Origin of the sequence: Lentzea sp. NPDC059081, assembly GCF_042738015.1 — a bacterium.
Classification (GTDB): Bacteria; Actinomycetota; Actinomycetes; order Mycobacteriales; family Pseudonocardiaceae; genus Lentzea.
The window spans coordinates 266,914-290,323 of sequence record NZ_JBHYGW010000010.1 but is presented as its reverse complement, the minus strand read 5'-3'; the positions used below and the strand labels follow the sequence as shown (position 1 = coordinate 290,323).

The window sequence follows — 23,410 nt, the reverse complement described above, 5'->3', positions numbered from 1 at the left end:
TCGAGGGCTTCTCGGTGGAGTGGACGATACAGGGATTGAACCTGTGACCCCTACCGTGTCAAGGTAGTGCTCTCCCGCTGAGCTAATCGTCCGAGGCGGAGACGGGAATCGAACCCGTGTACAGGGCTTTGCAGGCCCTTGCCTAAGCCACTCGGCCACTCCGCCAGGAGCATGAGTCCACAGCGTACGTCCACTGGAGACCCACAGAGCGGATGACGAGACTCGAACTCGCGACCCTCACCTTGGCAAGGTGATGCGCTACCAACTGCGCTACATCCGCGTACATCACTGACTTCGTGATGTTGAAACAACCTTATACGAGGGGTTCAAGCGAGTTTCACCGGGGGTACCCGCACCGCCTTCGCGGGCCCCCTACCTCGGATTATTCAGCTCAGGTCGTTGGAGATGAGGTGCGTGAGCGCCTCGTCCACGTTGACCCAGAGGTGCTCGTTGCCCGGCACCACGACGTCGTAGGTGCGGTCGAGGAAATCGGCGAGCTCCTGGGCGGACGCCTCGAACATGGCGTGCCCGGAAGGCGAGCTCAGCTCGATCACGACGACCTCGGGGTCGTCGGCTGCGGGGCGAATGCGGACGTCACCGTCGCCGGCGTCGGCGATGAGACCGTCTGCGAGCAGGTCGCGGGCGTACACCCACTCGACCCAACCGGCGCGGCCGGTGCGGAACGCGGCGACGACCGCGTACGGGTCCTTCGTGTCGTATCGCAGCTCCACCTGAACCGGGACCGCGGGGGTCCTCGGCGCCAGCAGGTCGAAGACCGCTGTCGAGCGGAGCGTCACGTGATCGTTGCGCATCGTCGTTACCCTCTTCTCCCTTCCCGGTCAATGAAACGACCGAGCACCTTAGTTGTGACGTGCATGTGGCGAGGAACGCTCGCGATTCTGGCGCAGATCACCCCATCGGGTCAGCTCGACTGCGCAACGCGACCGTGTGCACGCGCTCCGTGGCCTCCTCGCTCGTTAGCCGGTGTTCAGCGACTCCCATCTTGCTGGGTCTAACCTGAACCCGGTACCGGCTGTTGCGCGAATGTTGGACGTGAGGACATCTCTGGTGGCTGACTCGCCCGGTCCACCCGTCGCGTCGCGCGACGGCCGACCGACCGACATCGAGCTCGTGAACAGGCTCGCACAGGGCGATCGGACGGCGTTCGGTGAGCTGTACGACAGGTACGGCACACCGGCGTACTCGCTGGCCAGGCGCATCTGCGTGGATCCGGAACTGGCCGAGGACGTGGTCCAGGAGGCGTTCCTCGCTCTCTGGCGGCACCCTGCCAGGTTCGATCCCGCGCGCGGGAGTTTCGGCACCTGGTTGATGACTTTGGTGCACCATCGCGCGGTGGATGCCGTCCGCAAGGAAAACACTCAACGTCGCCGTACTGTTCCCCTGACGGATGACGTGTCTCCTCCGGCCGAGGGATCCGATCACCAGGCGTTGGTGAGCGTGGTGAGCGCCGAGGTCAGAGCGGCCCTGCGGACGTTGCCCGAAGAACAGCGACAAGTAATAGCGCTCGCCTATCTCGGCGGTTACACGCAGTGCGAGGTGGCGAAACTGACAGGCGTCCCGCTGGGAACTGTGAAATCGCGCACGTTCGCGGCGATAAGACGTCTGAGAGGCACGTTGGGGAACTTGTGGGCCGGCGAGACCGGCGAGACGACAGGAGTCCACCGGTGAACGGCGGCATGTGCCCCCAGGAGGAGCTCGCCGTCGGCTGGGCGATGCACTCCCTGGAGCCGGACGAGGAAGCGCAGGTCCGCGACCACCTGCCGACCTGCGCCACGTGCCAGCACGCGGTGCGGTCGACCGAGGAGGTGCTCGCGAGCATCGGCGGCGCCGTCCGCCAGGAGCAGCCACCGCCCCGCCTGCGCGCGAGGCTGATGGAACAGATCGAGCACACCCCGCAGGAACCACCGGCCCAGCCGGCCCCGCGCCACACAGCCCCCACTCCCCTGCGCCCGCAACACCGCCGCCGAACCGGCCGCGTGCTGCTGGCCGCGGCCGCCGCCCTGGTCGTCCTGGCCGGCGCCGGCTACCTGGGCGTGCGCGTGAACCAGCTGTCAGGCGAGGTGACAGCGGCCCAGTCCCGCACCGACGCCCTGAACAAGGCCCTCTCCCTGGCCGCGGACCCCGACACGAACAAAGCGGTACTCCGCACCACAGCGGGCGACGACCTGGCCGTGGTCCTGTCCAACCCGGACGCCGCCGCCGTGATGCCGCTGAACCTAAAACCGAACGACGCGGGCCATGTTTACGTAGTTTGGGGTGCGAGCACGAAGGCGCCGGTACCGTTGGCGGTGTTCGACGTGCGAGCAGGATCGACCGACCCGCAACTGCTGTCCTGGTCGCCCGAGGCGCACAAGCACACGACCTTCGCGGTGTCGCTCGAACCAGGCCGCCAAGCCCCCGCCTCGCCGTCGGAGGTACTGGCAGGAGGCCAGGTTGCACCCGCCTGAGTCCCAACAGGATGATCGACACATGACGAAGCCCGACGTGAAGCCCGGCGAAGAGCACAAGGGCTGGCGCCACTGGTTCCACCGCAACCCGGCGCTGAACCTGGCCTACCGCATCGGCGTGGGCGTGATCGGCGGCATCGTGCTGGTCGCGGGCGTCATCATGATCCCGTACCCGGGCCCGGGCTGGCTGGTCGTCTTCGCGGGCCTGGCCATCCTCGCCACGGAGTTCGAGTGGGCGGGCAAAGTCCTGAAGTTCGTCAAGCGCTACTACGACCGCTGGGTGGAGTGGCTGAAGCGCCAGCCGTCCTGGGTGCGCGGCCTCGTGATGGCGGGCGTCTGCGCCATCGTCCTGGCAACCTGCTACCTCCTGAACGTGTTCGCGCTGGTAGGCGGCTGGCTGGGCGTCGAGTGGACGTGGTTGCAGAGCCCGATTTTTGGTTCTCGTTGATGATGTTGTAGGCTATGGCCACACCGCGAGAGCGGGACAGCAAGACAACAGAACACGGGCGTTTAGCTCAGCGGGAGAGCGCTTCGTTCACACCGAAGAGGTCACTGGTTCGATCCCAGTATCGCCCACAGTGTGTTTTACCTGATCAGACGGCCTGTCGATGGATTCCATCGACAGGCCGTTTTGCGTTGGCAGGGCAGAACCGCCCTGCCAACCTCAGGTCTGCGGACCTCGAATCCGCAGGTCAGCGCCTTGTCACCCCTCCAGCCCGTGATCTATTCGCCCTTACCGAAGAGGTCACTAGGTTCGTTCTCCACATCATCCCCACTACCGAAGCCTCTGACCTGCACAAATCGAAGGTCTCTCGGTGTCCATGCTCTCTGCTCTAGGAGCCTCGGTAGTAAAAGTGGTAGCAAACCCGCTCGTCGCACGTCACATCAGCTCTGTCGCCAAGAGCAGCAGGAGCAGACCAATCGCTGTCTTGACAGCGTCGCGTTCAAGGTCCCGAATGTGTACGGAGTAGGCCAGCTCCACCTGAGGCGAGCGCGTTCCTGAGGCCCATTGGCACTCAGTCATCGGCGTCGTCCTCGATACCCTGACCTGACAACGGGTTCTCGACTGCCAGACAAAGTATGAGACGGCAGATCGAAGCGACCATGCGTTGGCTGTGGCGGCGTGGAGCGACGTCACTGCTGGCCGATTCCGACGTCACTTCGCCGATGAAACCATGATCGGTTTCGTTGAATTCGATGTCATTGACAGTCAGGCACGTGGGATGAATCGAGCAACTCTGCCGCTGACCGCAACGTGCCAGTGCCTGTGCTTTTTGTGTTATTCGTTGCCCAGGGTGGCCAGCACCTGGCAGCCAGGGGTGCGTCGCCCCTCCGGCTCCCACACTCGGGTGGAACGGGTTGCTCAGCGGCCAAGGTCAGAAGCACGAGACTGGACCCGACGCCCTCTCCGCGAACCCAGCTGCCGGGGCTGGTTGCTACCGTCGTTGGATGCCGCTGTGGCCCTCGATCAGCAGAGACGGCCTACTCCACGCCGCAGGTTCAGCCGGCTTCGACTCAAATCTGCCGATACTCGTCCGCAATCTGATCGCGAAAACGGGCCGAGGCATGACCACGCTGCACATGCCCAGCGGTTCCGGAACGTCCATTGGCGGGTTTGACGGCGTCATCACCGAGGGGCAGACCTCCTTCGTGCCAGCGACGGGCACGTGGGCATTTCGATCACGCCAGCTCGTTCAGACCGATCTGCGGGTCTCAGGCGAGGCCGAGCATGGCTTGGTGGACGTCGGCTCGGCGTTCGGTGCGGATGCGGAGTCGTCGAAAGCCTTTGAGCCAGGCGAAGTGCGTTCGACCGGCCATCGAACTGTGCCCAGGCCGGAGCCACGTTCGACGCCGCAGCGGGCGATGACGGGTGTGATGCCCGCGGGCGCGGACCAGGCGCCGGTACTTGTCGTGGTCGTAGCCGCGGTCGGCGTAGATCCGCCGTGGCCTGCGGCGTGGTTTGTCGACTACACCGCAGGTCGGTGGGATGGCGTCGATGAGCGGGATCAGCTGGGTGACGTCGTTGCGGTGCCCGCCGGTGAGCGTGACGGCCAGCGGGATGCCGCTGGCGTCGGTGATTAGGTCGTGCATGGAAACAAGGTTTGCGGCGGTCGACCGGGCCCGCCCCGGTGTAGCCCCCTCTGAGTGCTCGCAGGTGGGTGGAGTCGACCAAGGCGGCGGACAGGTCAAGTAGCCCGGTGGCGCGCAGTTCGGCGAGCACCACCTCGTGCAGTTGCTGCTATACACCAGACTCGTGCCACTCGGTCAACCACCGCCAATAGGTCGAACCCGACGCGCCGAACAAGGCGGTAGGCAGCCGATGCCTGTACGCAATGCGTAGAGGTTGCCCTCCAACGCAGCCTTGTCGTCGGCACGCCTGCGACCCGGATAGCGGAAACACCTCGGGGACACCGGGATCAACAGTTCCAGCCGAGCACAGCTCGTCGGTCAAAGACCTCCTCACGCACACAGTGATCTTGGAATGCCCTGATCCCGCGGGCAAAGCCGACACGCCATCTCATTTTGAACTGGTCACTTAGACAGCGGAGAGATGCTCGGTGGCGACGCGTTCGAGCACCGGGCCGAACAACCCCTCCTTGGTCCCGAAGTAGCTGTAGATGGAGCTCTTGTTGACGTTCGCGGCCTCCGCGATCCTGTCCACCCGTCCGCTCGCGAAGCCGTTCGCGGAGAACTCGTCGGTGGCGGCGGCTTCCATCACACGCCTTCTCGACGCCTCCAAATCTCGGCCATGCCGACAAGGTGCGACATCGTCATCACCAAGATCATCGGGCGGAAACCGGACAACAACACGACAGTTTCTCGACAAGCCGTGTCACGCCACGACCTCGACCAAGGTGGAGCTAGGTTGGACGGCCTCCATAAGTTCAGCCCACCGAGCAGACGAGGTTCGCGAGTGGATGCAACGCCAGGTGTCACGATCGATCTCGCGGTCGTGGACCAGGACAGCAAGAGGTTCGGCGCCGCACCGGGTCCGATCATGACCGGAGCACTGCGGGTGCATAGCTGGCAGGCTCATCCGATCAGGCTTGCGCTAGAACAGTTCGACGGCGCCGAGGCGTACCTCATCAAGCTCAACCACGAGCTGGAGACCACGCCAGGCACACCGGAGGTGAACTGGTTCGAGTTCGGCGTGGAGCTGAGCGACGGCTCCGTGGTCGATGCGATCCCCCACCACACAAAGCCCTCGCATCCCTCACTGTCGTACGTGGTGAACGACCACCTCAACCTGGTTCCCGCCGCGAACGGGGTGACGCCCGCCGCGCACCTTCCTACCGCAGGCGAGACGATCCACGCGTTTGGCGTCGGCAGTGGCGGTGTGCGGTGGCAGCACTGGGCAGCGCCGGACAGCGGAGTGCGGCCGGGTTCACGGGTGGCGTGGTTAGTCGCCCTGGTCAAGCGGGGCATCACGCACCTGGATCTCACGGTGACCACCCGCTTCGACCAGAACCCGATGCCCGACTGGAACGTCATGCCCGCGCTCGAGCCGGCGGAGCTGCGGATCAAACTGCCCGCCCCGGCACATCCGCGCCCCGCGGTGACCACTCACAGCGTCGGCGGCAGCACCGCGGTGCTGCTTCCCTCCGGCCCACGGGTCTTCATCTCCTACGCGCAAGACAACGATGCTCACAAGCGGCTGGTCAGGGACTTCGCGAACCTCCTGATCAGGTGCGGGCTCGACGTCCGGCTCGACCAGTTCTCCGGCCCTGGGCGCAAGGACTGGTTCCTCTGGGCCACCGAGAACATCGACGACGCGGACTTCGTGATCGTGATCGCGTCACCCCGGTGCCTCGCGGTCGGCGAGGGCAAGGCCGACCGGAACGAGAACCCCGGGATGCACTGCGAGCTCGGCATCGTTCGCGACCGCCTGCAGGGGAACCGGAAGCTCTGGGAGCAGAAGCTCCTGCCGGTCGTGCTGCCCGGTGAGAGCCTGACCAACATCCCGGTCTTCCTCCAGCCGCAGGCGATGGACCGCTACGAGATCGACGAGCTGACCGAGGACGCGCTCAGCGACCTGCTGGCGACGATCCGGCACGGGATCGAGGACGACAGCAGCTCGCCGGTCGTGCTCACCGCGACGAACACCGGTCGTGCCCTCGCCGACTCGTGATCCCCGGGGTGAGGACGGGGACCCGGCGATCAGTCCTCGTCCTCACCCGATACGCGATAGTCGGGGTGATCGCGGTCGGCCCTGCCCGCGAGGTGCAGCGGGCCGGGCAGCAGGGTCCGGCCGTCCCAGGCGATCGCCTGGTCGCAGAGCCTGACAGTCAGCGCGGCGAGAGCAGTGGGCGTCCAGGAACCCGCACGCACCACGATGATCTCCTTGGCCGTGTAGGAGTGCCAGGGCTTGCGCAGTTCCGCCTTCGCGTCCTCCGGCAACGTCCACCTGGTGTACTTCGCCCCCGCGTCGCCCCCCTTCGCGGCCAACGACGTCGACCTCCCGGCGAAGAGCCAGGACGGCACGGTGCTGTCGGCGAGCCGGTACACCTTCCTGTCCGGCGCCGCCGGTTTCTTCTCGTCCGCGGGCATGTTGGTGTCTTTCTGCCTCGACACCGGCCTGCCGATCTCCGACACACCGGTGCTCACCCGCACGACGGCGACGTCCTTCCCGTTCTCGCGCAGCACATCTCCCGGCAGCAGGCCCCTGCCGAGCCTCGTGTTCGGCAGGCCCGGCCAGATCCTGCGGGCGGCGGACCCGTCGACGAACACCACGATCGGAATGTCCGCGAGCTCACCGGTGACGAGGTCGCACAACCTCCGCTCGAGCTCGGCGCGGGTCCTCTCGACCTTCGCCTGTGACCGGCCGAGCCAGGAGGTGCCGATCGAACCGGAGTGGAAGTCCGCGATCGCTTCCCCTGTGCGGCACCAGGTTCCCTTCCCGTCGCTGTACATCAGCACCCGCCACGCTTCCAGATCACCGGGAACAACGTGCAGAGCGCTCATCGTCACCACCAGCGGGCCGCTGCCCCGCTCGGCCTTCTGCGCTCGCACGTGCACACCGACCAGCAGCACGGGACGGTCCACCGTGTGAGGCAGCCTGGGATCAGCGATCGCCCCAGGCAGCCGCTCGTCGAGCACGCCCGCTGCTCGCAGGAGGTCCCGCAGGGCCGCCCGCGCGGCGTGCTTACGTTCCGAGGCCGAACGCGCCTCGGCCCGTTCCGGCAGCACCAGTGGTTCGGTGGCCAGGAACTGGCTGGGGGTCCCCCGATGGCCCAGGAGCCTGCGCAGGTGCGGCTTCGCGTCACGATCCAGCGGGGCCTCTGGGTGGTACTCGGTCTCCAGCCAAGCGACGACGAGGTGGTTCTCTCCTTCGCTGACAGGCAGTCCGTCGAGTAGCCTCGCGCGGTTCAGAGTGGTGTGGTCCAGCAGCTCCGGGCAGTAACACGCGACGACGTCCAACCGCTCGTTCACGGCGAACGCGGGTTCACCGTGCTCGAGCCGGACCGGGACACCGGTCAGCTCCTTCAGCTCCGCGAGCATCCGTTGCCGCGCGCCCGTCGTCCGGTAGACACAGGCGATCGTGACGCGCTTGTACCCGCTCGCTCCGACGGCCGCGACCGGCAACCCGCCCTTCTGATACTTCTTGACCCTTGTGGCGAGCTTGATCGACTTGTCGATCGGGTACCGGAGCGGCTCCAGCTGGGGCAGCACCGCCGAGATGTGCTCCTGCAGCCTCATCAGGAGGCGGGGGCCGGGACCGCTGCCCAGCGAGTGGAAGAGGCTGCGCCAGAGCTGCGGCCGGATCGCGCCCGGCCGGCCGGGCAGTTCCCGCGGGATGTCCAACGGGTCGAGCTTGCACGCCTCGTAGATCGCCGCGGTCGCCGGGTGCAGCCTCACCGTGCGCTCGCCCGACTCCTCGTCCGCACAGGACCGCATGGGCAGGTGGAGAACGGGCAACGCGGCGTCGGACGGCTCGATCCACACGTGGTTGGACCAGTGGCCCTTCGGCGAGATCCGGGACAGGTGGGCGTCGAAGCACAGCACGGGGTCCGCGACACCGGCCCTCGTGACGAGGCGCCCCATCACGCGCAGCATGCTGAACGCGGTCCCTTTTCCGTTGGCGATGAGGTCCGCGTCCTCCCAGGCCACCAACGCTCCGCTGGTGTCCATGCGCAGCGCGAGGGGTCCGCGTCCGTCGATCACGAGCGGTTGTGCCGCGAGGGTCCGCATGACGCGCCACACTCCCGTGCGGAACACCCAGTTGGGGGCCTCGGGCACTTCGCCGTCGCGCAGCCTGATGAACTGCGAGACGGGTCGCGCGCGTTCGGGTTCCGGCAACAGGGGCGCGAGGGTCGACACGGCCGCATCGCCCCGGACGTAACGTTCCCAGGCGTTCGTCGCGACCCTCATCCGGTAGTCCATCGCACCGTCGTCGGTGAGCAGGAGCATGCGCTTCCCCTCCGCACGCTCGTTCTCGTCGAGGTCATACTCGTCGAACAACGTCACCGGCCTGCCCGTGGCCGAGGTTAGGCCGCGGGCCAGGCTCGCGTACGGGGGTCCCCAGCCGCGTTCGGTGCGCGGCATGGCCGACCACGCGGCGTGGAAGTCCTCGGTGAGCGGGTAGGCGGTCACCGCGCCGAAGACCTCGTCCAGGTACTTCGCGGGCACGCGGTAAGCAAGGCTGGTCAGCAAGACTCGTCTCCAGTGTCCGGTCGGTCCGCGAACTCCAGGAAGGCCCGCAGGGTTCTGCCGTAGTAGCGCTCCATCTCACCGAGCTCGCCGCTCGCGCTCCACGCGTCGCGCAGCCCGGTGATCAACGACGCGAAGCTCGTGCCCGCCGAGCCGTCGGTGAAGGCGCCGTCCACGAGGTGCAGCACGGCGGAGGTGCCGCCGCGCCGGGCCCGGCCGATGAGCTGGATCGCGCCGACGACGATCTCGGCGGTCACACCGAGCTTCACCTCCTTGGGCTGGCAGCGGAAGTAGGGAGGCCGGTGCACGATCTGCTCGAAGTAGGTGCCCGCCGTCTTGCGCCGTTCCTCCAGGAGCCCGAGGGGGTCGCCAGCCGGGCCCCGGTGGCGGATGAGCGCCCTCGCCTGAATGTGCGCGAGAAGCTCGGCGGGCTCGTCGATGAGCGGGATGGGCCGGACGAGCAGCCACACCGACCCCAGGGCGGAGCGGTCACCGGCACCGATGATGTTCACGCCACGCTGCACGCGGCCCAGAGGTGCGATCAGGACGTCGGCGCCCTCGATGCCGGGAAAGCTCTCCAGCCGGTCGGCGGGCAACTCCCACCATTGTCCTGTCAGGACAGCCGCCCCGGCGTCCTCCTCCCCGTGCGGCCGCGTCGCGAGACAGATGCGCGCGGCAGGCACACCGGCGTCGACCAGTCCCCGCGCGACCTGCCTCGCGCCATCGTAGGAGGTCGTCGCCAGCAGCACCCTGGCACGGTCAGGGTCCGTCATGACGAGCCTGGCCAGTTCCTCTTCCAGCCTGGGCCACAACAGCTTCGCCATCCGCACCAGCGCGTCCGCCCGATCCTTGCCGTCCAGTCCGGACACCTTGAGCACGTGGCCGGCCTCGTCCCGCACCTGCTCCGCCACGACGGTCACCTTCTTCTCCTCGATGTCGCCGTCGTCCTTCCCGTCGTCATCGGATACCCACCACTTCGGACGGACGTGCAGGTGACTGTGCGGGGCGTGGGGGAAGTACGACGTGGCGGACATACCCAGCACGATCCGCCTGGTTCCGGCCTGCGCCAGCGCCGTGATGTCACCGAGGCTGATCGCGTAGAGGTGCGGGTCGCCGCCGAACGCGGCCGTGGAGAGCCGCGCGGGCTCGTTGCCGCTGTCGTCGTAGTACTCGGTGAACGCGAACACCAGGCGTCCCAACGGTCCGGTGGGCATGACCCGCCACCTGCCGTAGGTGCCGAGCGCGTCGGCGATGTCCTGGGCTGATTCCACGCCGATGTCGACCAGCTGGGCGTTGCTGGCCATCAGGCTGTGCAGGGACCACCTGATGCGTTCGAGAATCGTCCTGCGCAGGACGCGGTTCGCCACCAGGGCCTGATCGTCGTCCGAGACCAGGTCGAAGAACTCGGCCAGGCGCGTTCTCGCGGCGGCGATGGTCTGCCCGGCCAGACCGCTCGTCACCACCTCTCGCAGCGTGTCCCGCATGTCCTGGTACTTGGGGTCGTCTCCCGGCTCGGGCCCCGCCTGCTCGGGGAACACCGAGAGGTACAACCGCATCTGCTCCTCGGTGGGTTCGGTGTCGAGCGGCTGTCCGAACAGCTGGTTGGCGAGTTCGTTGTCCCACCGCTGGGGCACGATCCAGTCCCTGCCCGGCCCCCGCCGCCGCTTGCGGGTCTTGTTCTTGCCCGAGGTGCCGAGCCGCTCGTACCGGAGATGGCTGACGTACGTCTCCGCCAGGTAGCGCAACGTGAAGTAGGCGTCCCGGACGCTCGCGTCGACCTCGTCGCTGAGCATGCCGAACGCCGCGCCGAAGTCCTGGTCCAGCCTGCGCAGCGGCGTGTTGGTCCGGCCGCCGTGGTCGAGCACGAGACTGCGGCCGGCCTGTTCGATCATCGAGCGCTGGAAGGAGTCGACCTCGTCAATCACCACGACCTGGCACCGCCGCAGCACCAACTCCTCGACGGTGACCCGGTCGTTGCGGCCGAGTCCGTCGTCCACCGGCGTCTGCAGCACGCCGAGCTGGAGGTTCACGTGCGAGGTCACGATCACGTCCGCTGTGCAGGCCTCGCGCGCCGCGCGGTAGCGGCCGCAGGTGGTGCGCCACGGGCAGGAGAACGTCTTGTCCTTGCGCCTCGGCACTGGCTGGCGCAACGCCGCACAGGGCTCGCGGCCGGGAACCCAGCCGTCCACGGACTTCTCGCTGGAGGCGACCGCCGCGAGCGCGCAGCCGTAGCCGAAGCGCTCCCAGATCCAGTCGGCCGAGGGTCCGCCGTCTGACGCGCGCGCCGCGGCCGTCTCCGCGACCTTGATCAACGATCTGGGGGATACCAGGGGAACGATCGACGCGTTCTCCTGGCCGAGCGCCCTGACCGCCCGCTCGATCTGGAAGGTGGCCTTGACGACGTCCGCGTTGGTGGGCAGCACGAACGCCACGGGAACCTCGTTCCGCACCGCCCAGCAGGCGAAGCTCTCGATCAGCACGACGGACTTGCCGAAGCCGGTGTAGGCGAGCAGCTCGTTCAGCTCGCCCGCGGCCAGGTCGAGTTCCTTGATCTCGCCTCCCGCGCGGTCGCGCACCTGACGTTCGAACCGCCGCACGGAGGTGACCCGGTAGCCGTCGGAGTCGACTTCGTCCAGCAGCTCGTCCAAGCGACCGGCGATGAACTCCAGCTCGTCGAACGGCACGATCACCTCGGCGCGGGAGGGCGCGTCGACGATCCGGGTCAGCGGCCCGGCGGACTCCTCGTGGTGGGCCTCGATGTGGTAGCGGAAGTCCACATAGGTCTCATCGGTACCGTCGGCCCCGATGACGCGCGTCGTCGTCGAGTAGGTCCCCTCAGTCGCGGGCGGGAGCGGGTTCCGGCCGATGACGTGCAGTTCGTCGAGGTCCGCCAGCGCCTGGTCGATGAAGTCCGTGAGCGGCATGCCGGCGTTGACGACGATGCGCGGGTTCTTCATCTCGTCGTAGTCGTCGGCCGGCTCACAGCCGGGGATCTCACCGCTCTTCAGCAGTCCGTCGAGCACCCGCTTGGCCATGTCGGCGTTGGCGAGCTGGTTGGTCCGCCGGCGTAACAGCCGGGCGAACCTCAGCGCGTCCACTTCGGACAGTCGGTGGCGCCACCGGTCCCAATCGGTGATGTGCCCGTCCAGCACGTACAGCACGTGCTCCCGGGTGACCGTCACGCTGCCGCCGTCCGCTTCCTCGGGGAAGTGCCTGGCGGCCAACCCGATCGCCGCCGCGATGATGCGCGGTTGCACCTTGCGCCTGGTCTTCATCGTGCCTTCCTCATCGCGGAGCGGACCTGTCCCAGGAACTTCGTCTCGGTGAGGACCGCGAGTTCGGGCAGTGCGTCCTGGAGCGTCTCGAGCTGCCACTCGCACGACCTGGGCAACAGGATGCGTGCACTCGGACGTCTCCTCCGCAGTCGTTCGATCAGAGAGCTCAGGGACAGGCATTCCTTGACGTCGACGGAGAACTTCTCGTCTCCCGCCTCGACCAGCAGGTCGAAGCGGTCGAGGAACGGCCACAGCAGGACCTTCGCCCCGGCGTGCTCGGCGGCCGCCGCGATCCTCAGCTCGCTCGCGCCCGGCACGACCACGAAACGCCAGACGCCCGCGTCCACGCACTTCGCGCCCTCCGCGGGCCTGCCCGCCGGTGGAGAGGACCTGCGCGCACCGTCTCGCCGGCGCAGCACCGGCCGATCGCCCGGCACCAGGTCGAACACGGCGCTGTGCGGCCGGTAGCGGCACCTGACCTTGCCGGACGAAGCCACCGCCATCGGCCACCTGCACTCCGCGCACGGCCACCACCAGCCCTTTCCGTTCGGGGCCCGGTAGAGCTGGTCCTCGGGGACGTCCCGGTAGCCGCCTTTCGCCAGTCGCACACCACCGGCACGGTCCTTCAGCTCGACCAGTTCCTGCTCGTCACCAGCCGGGTGCTCGACGAGGAACCTCCGGGAGGCGACGTACTCGTCCTGTTTCGTGGAGGCGATCATGGCAGTGAACACCTGCTGCCGGATCTGGTCCGAGTGCATCGTGGTCCACGAGGGAAGCCACGGCCGCGACCCCACTACGTCCTTGAGGGGCACGACATGCTCGCACACGAGGTCGTAGGCGTTCTCGGTGAGCCGCCCCTCGTGGTCCAGCAGAACGACATCGGCGAGTTCCGCCGGTCGCCCCCGCACTCCCGCGAGCAGGCTGCCCAGCGATGCGCGGAGAACGCCGACCAGTTCCAGGGGAGTCACCGGTCCTCTGCCGGGCCCGTGCGCCTCCATCACGACCCCGGTCATCCTGGCGATCTCCAGCATGGCGGCGTTGCGGTGCACGTCACGAACCGACCACGCGTAGGCGGCCCGCAACGCCGCTGCGACGACTCGCTGTCCGGGTACGTCGGTGTAATGCGATCCCAGCTCGTCGTCGCTCATGCCTTGCTCTCCGGGCACCACTGGGTGAAGGGACACGTCTTGCAGACCCTGCCGGGCTTCGCGGTGAGCGCGGGCGACGCGTGCCAAGCCCCGACCCTGGCCTGGACCACCGACCTCGCCGCCGCGACGACCTCGGGGTCGTCGACGTCCAGTTCGGTGACCACCGGGCCGGTCGCGCTCAACCGCTCCAACTCGACGCGAACGTGGTCGCCCGCCCGGAGTCCGTCCTCGGCGGACAGCACGACGGCGAGGGCCAGCTGTGGGAACTGGGTCATCAGATCGCTCTCGTCCAGCACGGAGACCGTCTTCGTCTCGCGGACCTTCCAGACGTCTCCCGACCGGCAGAGCAGGTCCGTCTTCGCCACGACCACGACGTTCGCCTTCGGGTCGAACACCACGACCGGCCGTTCCGGATGCGCTTCGACGTCCCCGGCTGGCCCGCGCAACGCGCAGGTGAGCGAGTGGTCCGCGATCATCTGCACGCCGAGCCTCGCCTGCTCACCGCTCACGGACCACCGGCCAGCAGACCACGCGTCCGGAGTCGGCGGGGTCTCGTCCGCCGCACACGCACGCGCCGGCACACGGCGATGCAGGTCTTCGAGCCACCCGTGCACCGCTTGACCGCGCCGGGTGTGGTCGCTGTCCTCGGTGGCACGTTCACGCGGGAGGAACAGCCGCTCCGCCACGAGGCGGGCAGGGCAGTCGTCGAAGGACCGCCCTGACGACAACGACCAGGAACGTCGCGACAGACCGCCGCCGTCGACGCCGAGCAGCCCTGGCCGTACCGGCACCGCCGGACACTGCCCGACCAGATCACACCCACCGCAGTCCGAACCGGGCAGGTACTCCGTCCCCGAAGCCGCTTCGGAAACGAGGGACTCCGCGTCCCTCTGGTACTTCTCGTGCGCTTCCTGGGACGTGCCCTCGAAAAGGACGTTGTGGCTGCCGTCGGAGCAGCCGATCTCCACGACGCGAACGCGGTGCGGCGCGAGGGCGGGCCGCAACGTCAGAGCTCTCCGGTCCCACATCCCGCTCAGCACGACCGAGGCGCTCGCGACGACACCCGCCGCCAGCGCGATCTCTGCCTCGTCGCGTGCCCGATCCCGCACGGACCTCGTGCGCAACAGGCGCAGTTCGCGCACACCTTCCCCCTCGAAGCGACGGCCGGACACGACCTCCTCGTGCACGACCTCCCCACCGTCACTCTCGACCCGGCGGCGGCGACCCCAGTTGCGCGACACGGGAGCGAGCTTGGACTCGCCCGGCAACTCCTCTGCCCAGACGATCTCCGCGCACGCGGTGAGGTAGTAGCGCACCGCCTTGGTGACCCACCCGACCAGCATCGGTGGCGGCGGCCGATCAGCGTGCTTCCGCCACCTCGTCACCGCCTCGGTGACCGGGAGACCGTCGTGCTCCACGTGGTCCAGCACCTTCCCCAGCGCGGTGGTCGCTCCCGCCTGGCGTGGCGCCGGCGCCCCGGACTCCACGCGCAGCGCGGGCCTCATCTCGACCGCTCGGCGCAGAGGACACGAATACTCGTCTCTCCGCACGTCGAAAGGACGCACTCGCCACAGCCGTTCATCACCAACCACTCCGGCCGGCGCGTTCCACGAAACCATTCAGCACATTCCCTTGAACCGAAAATCGGTACGACTGACTCCTGGACCACTCCGCCTGAGCTATCGTGCCGTTCCGTGGAAGACGGGCAAAGATTTCACGGCCTCTTCATCGGGGTCGACACCTATGAGTCACCGGCGTTCGAACAGCTGAGGTACGCAAAAAAAGACGCGATCGCATTGCATGCGCTTTTCGCGGACACTTTCAGCGAGAACGCCACCCTAATGCTCGACGCACAGGCAACCAAGGACAGATTGACGACAGAAATCGGACACGTGCAGGCTGCGAGCACGGACCGAGACGTCGCTGTGATCACCTATTCGGGGCACGGCACCCCCGACGGATTCCTGGCCACGAGGGATGCGAGGCCTGATCGGCTCGCGGAGACGGCACTCCACCTCGACCACCTGTTCGACCTCGTGCGCGGGATCAGGGCGAAGGTCGTCCTGCTCGTGCTGGACTGCTGCTTCTCCGGCCGGGCGGGGGCCAAGGTGCTGCGGGAGCCCGAGCACGGCGACACCGCACGCGGGTCAGGCTCCCCGTTCGAGTCCGTCGCCGGTGACGGGATTCTCGTTATCGCCGCCGCGGACACCGACCAGGAGGCGCGGGAGAGCGGTGACTTCGGGCACGGCCTGCTCACCCACTACCTGATGGAGGGCCTGCGCGGGCACCCCGCGGTGCGCGACGGCAACCAAATCTCCCTGTTGAAACTCGCAGACCACGTCGCTGGCAAGCTCCGCCTGCACCCGCCCAAGCCCGGCAGGGCGCACCAGACACCGGTGGTCACCGGCAGGGTGACGCACGTGTCGCTGCCGATCCTCACCCCCGGCCCCCGCTGCGCGGCCATCGGTGAGCAGACCGCTCCCCCACGAGCCACGCGGGCGTTCTCGTCGCTGATCGCCCTGGGCGTGCCGGACCACACCGTCGCGGCGTGGCGGCAGCACTACCACCGCCTGAACGACCTCCAGCTCCGCGCGATCAACGAGGGCGGGGTGCTGCGAGGCGAGAACGTCCTGGTCAGCGCGCCGACCTCGACGGGAAAGACCCTGGTCGGCGAGCTCGGCGCCCTGCGGTCCGTCGCGGACGGCGGACGGGCGGTCTTCCTGCTCCCCACCCGAGCACTCGTGAACGAGCAGTACGACCGCTTCCACAGCACCTACGCGGGCGCCGGCGTCCAGGTGATCCGGGTCACCGGTGAGCTGCGCGATCAGACCAAGAGATTCGTGCAGGGGCACTTCGACGTCGCCGTCCTGACCTACGAGAAGTACATCGGCTTGCTGTCGGGCCTGCCCTCGCTGCTCACGAAGACGACCGTGCTCGTCATCGACGAGATCCAGACGCTGACACTGCCCGACCGGGGGCCTGGCCTGGAACTGCTGCTGGCGTGGATCAGGCTGCGGCGTCTCACCGGACCCGTTCCCCAGATCATCGGCCTGTCCGCCGTCCTCGGTGAGCCCGAGGAACTCGCGCAGTGGCTCGGCGCAGAGCTGGTGGCCACCGAGCGCCGTGAGGTCCCGCTGCTGGAGGGCGTGATCACCGAGGACGGTTCGTACCGCCACCTCGACGAGAACGCCCAGGAACGACACGTTCAGATCTGTCCATCCGGCGACGGGGACACTCTGCCGTCGCGGTTGGTCCGGGCACTCGTCGACCAGGGCGACCAGGTGATCGTGTTCATGGCAACCCGACGTGAGGCGATCGACTTCGCGAGGAGGCTCGCGAGCGAACTCGGTCGTGCGCCGGCTTCCGCGACGGCAGACCTGCTCAGCGGACGAGGGCACGGGCGCCTGGTCGAAGACCTTCTGCGCTGCCTGCGAGGCGGGGTCGCGTTCCACATCTCCGACCTCGGCGAGGACGCCCGCTCCGCGGTCGAGCGCACCTTCCGCTCCCCCGACAGCGAGGTCCGCGTCATCGTCGCGACCACCACGCTGGCCCAGGGGTTGAACCTCGCCGCAGACTCCGTCGTGCTCGACCGCCTCGTCCATCCCGGCGAACCGGAACAGCCGTACTCCGTGGCGGAGTACCGGAACATGGCGGGACGTGCGGGCCGCACCGGACAGGCGGCCAGAGGCCGCGCTTTCGTGGTGGCGCGCGGAGCTGCCGACGCGCGCCGAAAATGGAACAGCTACGTCACCGCGACACCGGAACCGGTCAGGTCCACGCTAACCGGGTACGACCTGCGGTCGTTGATCCTCTTCTCCTTCGCCGGACCGGCCGTGGACCAGAAAACCCTGACAGCGGCGCTGGTCGAGGATTTCATGAAGTGGACGTTCGCGGCGCACCTGGACGAGGTCGGGCTCTCGCCCAGCTCGTTCTCGCCGGGCCAAGTCCTCAGCGCGCTCACCGACCTCGCCACCCACGGCCTGATCAGGAAGGCGGACGACGGGTACGCGCTCACCCCGCTGGGCAAGGTCGCGCTCCGCAGCGGCCTCGGTGTCGACTCCGTCGTCGTCATCGCGCAGGCGCTCCGTGCCGTCGAGCCCACCGCGCTGACCAGAATGACCCTCGTCGCCGCCGCTCAGCTCACCGACGAACTCCAGGACGTGCGGTTTCCCCGGTCCAAGAGCCAATGGCGCCGGGAGTGGCAGACCCTGCAACGGAAACTCCGGCACCAGAACATCGCGGAACCGGTGTTGGACCTGCTCCTCGGAGACTACGAGCCGCTGAGTCCGGGGGCGGCGCGCGCCCGGCGTAGCCTCGCGTGCGTGCGCTGGAGCCACGCCGTTTCCCTGCCGATGATCGAACGAGAACTCGCCGAACACCAGTACGTCGAGGCGGCCGGCAACGGTCCGGTGGAGCAGGCGGCGCGGCGGACGAGCGACGTCATCGAGGCCGTCATCGACATCGCCATGGTCGTGCACCGGAACACCGACCTCGGGACCCTTCCGGAGATCCTGCCCGCCCAACTCGAACTGGGCGTCCCGGCCGGACTTCTGCCCGTCCTGCGGCACCTGGCTGCGCGACTCGACCGCGAAGCCTGCCTCGACCTCGCGCGCGACGGCATCGATTCCGCCGAGGCGATCCTCGGATCGGACACAGACGACCTGCTAGCGCACCTCGGCGATCCCGCGCTGGTCACTGCCCTGCTCGCCGCCGCAGCGCAAGCCAACGCGCGCGAAGAGGCGGACGAGCCGTTCGACTTCCCCCCTCCGGTCGACTGACCGCACGGGCCGCCACGGCCGCGGGCTCAGGCGCCCCGGCCGTGCGTCTGCCCGATGTGGTCGATGATGTTCTTCCAGAGCATCCTGCAACCGGACCTTCACCCCGTACACCGGACGTCCCTGCGACTCGACGCGAATTTCGGCCGCGGTGTCATCCGCCCGCACGTGGCACGCGTATCCGAAGGCCTGAGCGAGGGCTGGGCCTCGCGGAACCGTTCGCCGAGCCTGACCAACCCCGCCGCGAGCGTGCCAAACGGGCTGTAGTCGAGCGCCGCGACCTTCGGCAGCCGGAGGGCTCCGAACTGGGCGAAAGCTGGTGCCGGACGGGGGCTGCGGCGGACACGGCCGTCGAGGCGGCGGTGGCGCTCCGCAGCGGCTTGAGCGTCGACTCGGTAGTCGCCATTGCCGAGGCCCTGCGCGCAGCTGGTTCCTTCCAGCTGACGAGGATGCCCCTGATCGCCGCCGCCCGGCTCGCAGTGGAACTCGTCGGCGTGCGCTTCACGCTGACCACCGGCCACTGGCGCAGGAAGTGGCAGGCGCTGCAGCAGAAAGTTGCGTCAGCAGAACATCGCAGAACCGCTGCTGGACCGGCTGCTGGGCGAGTACGAACCACAGAGCGCTGGCGCCGCCCGTACCCGGCGAAGCATCGCGTGCCTGCGATGAAGCCGCGGTGTCGCGCTCCCCCTATTCGAACGTGAGCTGGTCGAACACCAGTACGTCGAAGTCAGCAACGTGGGTCCGGTCGAGCAGGAGGCCGACGCACCGGCGACGTCATCGAAGCCGTGATCAACATAGCGATGGTCGTGCATCGGGACGCCGGTCTCGATGCCCCGCAGGAGGTCCTTCTGACTCGGCATCGGCACCGGGCCGGTGCCCGTCGCGCGGCACCTGGCCCCGCATGTCAACCGTGAGATCTGGCTCGATCTCGCGCGGGACGGGCTCGACACCGCTCAAGCACTGCTCGACGCGGGGAACGCGTCCTGCTCGGCCATCTCGGCGATCCGGACCTGGTCAAAGCGCTGGTCGAAGCGGCAAAGAACGCCGCCGAGAACGACGGGTGCAACGAGCGGCTCGACTTCCCGCCGCCGGTCGGCTGAACTCGCGCTGCGGACTCTCCGCGACTGGCCTCCACCGCCCGGTTTCCGGGTTTCCTTCCGAAGTGGCAACTGGGAAACGGTTCCGCACACCATGGGTCGTGCCACAGGATCGATGTGTCGACGAAACACCGAAAAAGCCCTCGCGAGGCGCGAATCCCCTCACAGGAAAGAGGAAGATAATGCACACGCATTTCATCGTCCTGTGGCTGAGCGCATTGCTTGGCTGAATTCGGGGCGTCGCGGTCTGCGGGCACTGAGCTCCGCAGACCGCTCTTCCCTTCTCGTCCCACATCGCGAGAGCATGACACCGTGACGGAATTGGGATCAGAACTCAGGCGACGACGCGAAGCGGCAGGCTATTCACTGTCCCGGATGGCTACGGCGGTTTACTCCTCGAAAGGCCACCTGAGCAAGGTGGAGAACGGCAGAACCCGAGTGAGCAGATCTCTGGCAGCTGCTTACGACCACGTGCTGGACGCGAACGGCGAACTGCTCGCGCTGGTCGACGGCCAGGCAAACCCACGGCGTCGCCGCGGCCTAGTCGGACTTCCCGAGCACACCCGGCATTTCGTGGGGCGCGCGCCGGAACTCGCCGCGATCGCTTCGGCACTGGGTTCGCGTCCCGGTGTGCGGGCCTGTGTGATCAGCGGTCTGGGCGGGGTCGGCAAGACCGCCCTGGCGGTGGCGGCGGCGTGGCAGGCGGCGGCCGACTTCCGCGACGGCTGTCTGTTCTTCGACCTCGGAGGACAGGGCCCGCACTCCCAGAGCACCACTGAAACGGCACACCACCTGCTCGGGGCCCTGGACGTCCGCAAAGACCTGATCCCGGACGATCATGGCGGCCGGCTGAACCTGCTGCGCGACGTGCTCCGTTCGAGGCACGTCCTGCTCGTGCTCGACAACGTGCGGGACGCAGGCCAGGTGCGCCCATTGCTGCCCGCAGAGGGCCCTGGCCGGGCGATCGTCACGAGCCGGGCGCGCCTGCCCGGTCTGGACGACGCGTGGCACGTGCCCCTCGACGTGCTGGATACCTCGCTCGGGCAGTCGCTGTTGCGCGCCGTGCTGGACGGCAGCACCGAAGTCGAGGACTCCGACGCGGAGGGCATCGCGCAGCAGTGCGGGTACCTCCCGCTCGCGATCAGGATCGCCGCCACGCGAATCCTCCACGGAGGTTGGGAGCCCCACGAGCTCCTGCGACGGCTTTCCAGTGCAAGCACCAGGTTCTCCGCGCTGAACGAGGGCGATCGAGGAGTCGCCGCCACGCTCGCCGTCACGATCGACGCGCTGCCGGCGAACCTGCGCGCTCTGCTGGGAGCGCTTTCGCTGCACCCAGGGCCGGTGATGACGACGTCGGCCGCGCGAGCGCTGAGCGGCCTCGACCACGCCACCACCGATCTGCTGCTCGACCAGCTGCACGAACAACACCTGGCCACGAGAACCACCGACTCCCGCATGCGTCTGCACGACCTCGTGCAGGCCTACGCGTTCCAGTACACCCACCCGGACGAAAGGATCACCACCAGCATGATCGACAGGCTGGTCGACCACTACCTCGACGTCACCATCGCGGCCGACGCCCTGCTGGAGCCACTGAGATTCCGCCCGCCGCACAGGGCCTCCGAACACTCGGAGCCACCGTTCGACGACGCGGAGGGCGCGCTCAAGTGGTTGCGCGCGACCTGGCCGGCACTCGTGCGGACTACCACGCTGATCGACGATGACCGGTGCTGGCAGCTCGCCTTGGCCACGCGCGGATTCTTCTTCCGCGAGAAGCTCTTCGCCGCGTGGACGAGTACCCACCAACAAGCACTCGTGACCGCGGCCGGTAATCCGCACGCCACTGGCATGCTGTTGAACAGTCTGGGCATGGCCTACCTCGAATCGGGACGGATCACCGAGTCTGCCGAACACCATCTGCGTGCCCACAGCAGCTTCGTCGAGTCGGGCGACGAGGCCGGCGCGACCGACGCGCTGGCCAGCCTCGCCTGGGCCCGGCTGTACCAGGGTTGTGCGGAGGACGCTCTGCGCGACCTGACCATCGCGCTGGAGAGCTACCGGCACGCGGGCCGCGAACGCAACGTCGTCATCACGTTGCGAGGGCTCGCTTTCGCGCTCGCAAAGCTGAAGCGGCACCACGAGGCTCGCGCCGCTGCGGCCGAAGCGCTGGACATCTCTTCCACCCCCGTCGACGTGATGCGCGCCCTGAACTGCCTCGCATGGGCGGCGTACCAGGAGGGAGACCTCAGCACCGCGCGAGCACTGTCCACCCAGGCCGCGGAGATGACGGAGAACGAGTACGAACTGGCGAGAGCACTGACCAGCCTGGGCAACATCGCCGCTCGCGCGTGGGACGAAGCCGAAGCGGCCCGCCTGTGGTCTGTCGCGGACGAACACGCCGTCCTGAACCCGGCGGTCGTGTGGGAGACGTCCGCGCGCGTTCAGCTCTCTTGAACACGCAACGCTCCGGACGGGTTCGGAGCCGGTTGGCCGCGGGACCGCACAGGCTCGCCGAGTTCGAGGATCGGCACGCCTTCCCAGCGCCAGCACCGAGTCCGGGTAACCTCCCCGTGTTCAGTCGGCCGATGCGCGCACCCGCGCCGCCCACGAGGCGCCGACGACTCCAGCGCGTTCTTATCGCGTCCCACGAGAACAAGATCCCAGCGAGGTTGAAGTGCCTGCAGTGGACGACCTGGACCCGATCTTCCTGAGCTACCGGCACTCGGACGGCGACGTCCTTGCGGCCAGGATGGTCTGGGTCCTCCGCTCCTATGGTGTTCCCGTCTGGCACGACCAGACCCACCTGGCTCCTGGGCAGTTCCACCGGCGGCTGCACGAGGCGCTGAACTCGGGCCTGTCCGGAGCCGTACTCTTGCTCACCCCGGACATCGTCCACTCGAAGATCGTCCGGGAGCAGGAACTGCCCGCGCTGCTCACGTTGGAGGCGGATCCTGCCTTCACCTTCGCCATCGGCAACGTGATCACCGATGCCGCCGGTGTGCTGGACTACGGCGCACCCGACCGGCTGCTGCCCCAGCCGGGGTGGACGCTCCAGGCGTTCGACCAGTTCCCGGTCGTCGATCACGCCGGCATGGCCAAGCTGGCCGGCGAGATGGCCGTCAGGCGGGTGCGCCGCGCCGCGCCGGACGGTGAGCTGCGGCTCGACGTCCAGACACGCCTTCCCCCGCTCGGCACGCCGAAGGCACCGCTGGCGGTGCGCACTCGCGCACCGTTTCCCGGCACCAGCGTGCCCCCGCCCGAGGTGTGGCAGGACATCGCCCCGTTCCTGGGTGATCTGCCGCGGCTAGTGCAGGCGGCGGGGGCTGACCGGGTGCGGGTCACGGGCGGCGCGCACCTGAGCGTCGCGTTCGCTCTGGGTGCCGCGGTCCCGGCCACCTCCGGCATCGCCGTCTCCGTCATGGATCTGGAGGGTCAGGCCTGGGGTGGCGGAAGCGCGCCAGCGGTCCGGCTGACCGAGGAGGAGATCGTTCTCGACAACGCGCCGGGCGGTCCAGCCGCGGTGTACTTGGACCTCGTTCCCGCCCCTCCCAACAAGGAGTTCCGACGCTACGCCGAAAGTCATCCCTTCTCCCGCGCGGTGGAGATCACGGTCACCGAGCGCGAGGTGATCCCCGCCGAAGCAGGCCTGGCGCTGGCGCGCGAACTGCGCTGGCGGATCGACGAGATCGCGGCCGGTGGTCCCGTGCACCTATTCCTCCGCGCGCCGTTCCCCGTCGCCGTGCTCCTGGGCAGGGCGTGCAACACCATGCGAGTGGTCCTCTACGAATGGGAGCGGGAGACGGCCACTCCGGGATACATGGAGATGGCGACCGTGTCGGCGGGGCGCAGCGGCAGTCCCGTCATCAGCTGGAACTCCGAAAGATGACATGAGAAGTTCGAAGTGGACAGTTCCATGACAACTCCGCGTGTGGAGCGTCCTAGGCCCGCTTGTGGCCAGAAGGCGCATCTACTCTGGAAGTGAGACCTCTGCGCCTGCCG

At 68.0% G+C, this 23,410-nt stretch carries 14 protein-coding genes and 4 tRNA genes; 8 read left to right on the top strand and 10 right to left on the bottom strand.

Annotation, left to right across the window (positions count from 1 at the left end; translation table 11 throughout):
- Positions 1-20: 20 nt before the first annotated feature.
- From ACFWV3_RS23850 to ACFWV3_RS23835, 4 genes are all read right to left on the bottom strand, one after another.
- A tRNA-Val gene (locus ACFWV3_RS23850) sits at positions 21-92 on the bottom strand.
- A 1-nt stretch (position 93) separates the two neighbouring features.
- Positions 94-165: transfer RNA gene (locus tag ACFWV3_RS23845), tRNA-Cys, on the bottom strand.
- Positions 166-207: 42 nt separating this feature from the next.
- Positions 208-280 (bottom strand) — tRNA-Gly (locus ACFWV3_RS23840).
- A gap of 106 nt (positions 281-386) precedes the next feature.
- Positions 387-812 carry an SsgA family sporulation/cell division regulator gene (locus ACFWV3_RS23835; protein WP_030477975.1) on the bottom strand — a complete coding sequence of 142 codons (426 nt, stop codon included), beginning with the start codon at positions 810-812 and terminating at the stop codon, positions 387-389.
- A 256-nt stretch (positions 813-1,068) separates the two neighbouring features.
- On the opposite strand from ACFWV3_RS23835, the gene ACFWV3_RS23830 reads away from it, so the two are divergent.
- The 4 genes from ACFWV3_RS23830 (at position 1,069) to ACFWV3_RS23815 (ending at position 3,044) form a co-directional block, all read left to right on the top strand.
- A complete protein-coding gene (locus ACFWV3_RS23830) occupies positions 1,069-1,689 on the top strand; it encodes an RNA polymerase sigma factor (protein ID WP_382413779.1) in 621 nt (206 codons plus the stop codon).
- Positions 1,686-2,468, top strand: coding sequence for an anti-sigma factor domain-containing protein (locus ACFWV3_RS23825; RefSeq protein ID WP_382413778.1), 783 nt, complete (start codon positions 1,686-1,688; stop codon positions 2,466-2,468). The genes ACFWV3_RS23830 and ACFWV3_RS23825 overlap by 4 nt, the downstream gene beginning before the upstream one ends.
- A gap of 22 nt (positions 2,469-2,490) precedes the next feature.
- Positions 2,491-2,916, top strand: coding sequence for a TIGR02611 family protein (locus ACFWV3_RS23820; protein ID WP_382413777.1), 426 nt, complete (start codon positions 2,491-2,493; stop codon positions 2,914-2,916).
- 56 nt (positions 2,917-2,972) lie between these two features.
- Positions 2,973-3,044 (top strand) — tRNA-Val (locus tag ACFWV3_RS23815).
- A 1,137-nt stretch (positions 3,045-4,181) separates the two neighbouring features.
- On the opposite strand, the gene ACFWV3_RS23810 is transcribed toward ACFWV3_RS23815, so the two are convergent.
- Complete coding sequence (locus ACFWV3_RS23810; protein ID WP_382413776.1) at positions 4,182-4,715, bottom strand: transposase; 534 nt, start codon at positions 4,713-4,715, stop codon at positions 4,182-4,184.
- 289 nt (positions 4,716-5,004) lie between these two features.
- Positions 5,005-5,184 (bottom strand): TetR/AcrR family transcriptional regulator, encoded by a 180-nt coding sequence (locus ACFWV3_RS23805; RefSeq protein WP_382413775.1) that lies wholly within the window; start codon positions 5,182-5,184, stop codon positions 5,005-5,007.
- 198 nt (positions 5,185-5,382) lie between these two features.
- Here ACFWV3_RS23805 and ACFWV3_RS23800 point away from each other — a divergent pair, with 198 nt between their 5' ends.
- Positions 5,383-6,597, top strand: a complete 1,215-nt coding sequence (locus ACFWV3_RS23800) for an SEFIR domain-containing protein (protein ID WP_382413773.1) — start codon at positions 5,383-5,385, stop codon at positions 6,595-6,597.
- Between the two features lie 29 nt (positions 6,598-6,626).
- On the opposite strand, the gene ACFWV3_RS23795 is transcribed toward ACFWV3_RS23800, so the two are convergent.
- The 4 genes from ACFWV3_RS23795 to ACFWV3_RS23780 are packed head-to-tail and all read right to left on the bottom strand — an operon-like array spanning position 6,627 to position 15,044.
- Positions 6,627-9,119: an RNaseH domain-containing protein gene (locus tag ACFWV3_RS23795; protein WP_382413772.1), complete on the bottom strand. Its 2,493-nt coding sequence runs from the start codon at positions 9,117-9,119 to the stop codon at positions 6,627-6,629.
- Positions 9,113-12,391 carry a hypothetical protein gene (locus ACFWV3_RS23790; protein WP_382413771.1) on the bottom strand — a complete coding sequence of 1,093 codons (3,279 nt, stop codon included), beginning with the start codon at positions 12,389-12,391 and terminating at the stop codon, positions 9,113-9,115. The genes ACFWV3_RS23795 and ACFWV3_RS23790 overlap by 7 nt, the downstream gene beginning before the upstream one ends.
- Positions 12,388-13,539, bottom strand: coding sequence for a hypothetical protein (locus ACFWV3_RS23785; RefSeq protein ID WP_382413770.1), 1,152 nt, complete (start codon positions 13,537-13,539; stop codon positions 12,388-12,390). Before ACFWV3_RS23785 ends, ACFWV3_RS23790 begins: the two co-directional genes overlap by 4 nt.
- Complete coding sequence (locus ACFWV3_RS23780) at positions 13,536-15,044, bottom strand: PD-(D/E)XK nuclease family protein (RefSeq protein ID WP_382413768.1); 1,509 nt, start codon at positions 15,042-15,044, stop codon at positions 13,536-13,538. The genes ACFWV3_RS23785 and ACFWV3_RS23780 overlap by 4 nt, the downstream gene beginning before the upstream one ends.
- 189 nt (positions 15,045-15,233) lie before the next feature.
- Between ACFWV3_RS23780 and ACFWV3_RS23775 the strand changes: the two genes are divergently transcribed.
- From ACFWV3_RS23775 to ACFWV3_RS23765, 3 genes are all read left to right on the top strand, one after another.
- The gene (locus ACFWV3_RS23775) at positions 15,234-18,317 is read left to right on the top strand and encodes a DEAD/DEAH box helicase (RefSeq protein WP_382413767.1); all 3,084 of its coding nucleotides are present in this window, start codon (positions 15,234-15,236) and stop codon (positions 18,315-18,317) included.
- Between the two features lie 1,406 nt (positions 18,318-19,723).
- Positions 19,724-21,865 (top strand): helix-turn-helix domain-containing protein, encoded by a 2,142-nt coding sequence (locus ACFWV3_RS23770; protein WP_382413765.1) that lies wholly within the window; start codon positions 19,724-19,726, stop codon positions 21,863-21,865.
- 220 nt (positions 21,866-22,085) lie between these two features.
- Positions 22,086-23,297 carry an SAVED domain-containing protein gene (locus tag ACFWV3_RS23765; RefSeq protein WP_382413763.1) on the top strand — a complete coding sequence of 404 codons (1,212 nt, stop codon included), beginning with the start codon at positions 22,086-22,088 and terminating at the stop codon, positions 23,295-23,297.
- Positions 23,298-23,410: the final 113 nt, after the last annotated feature.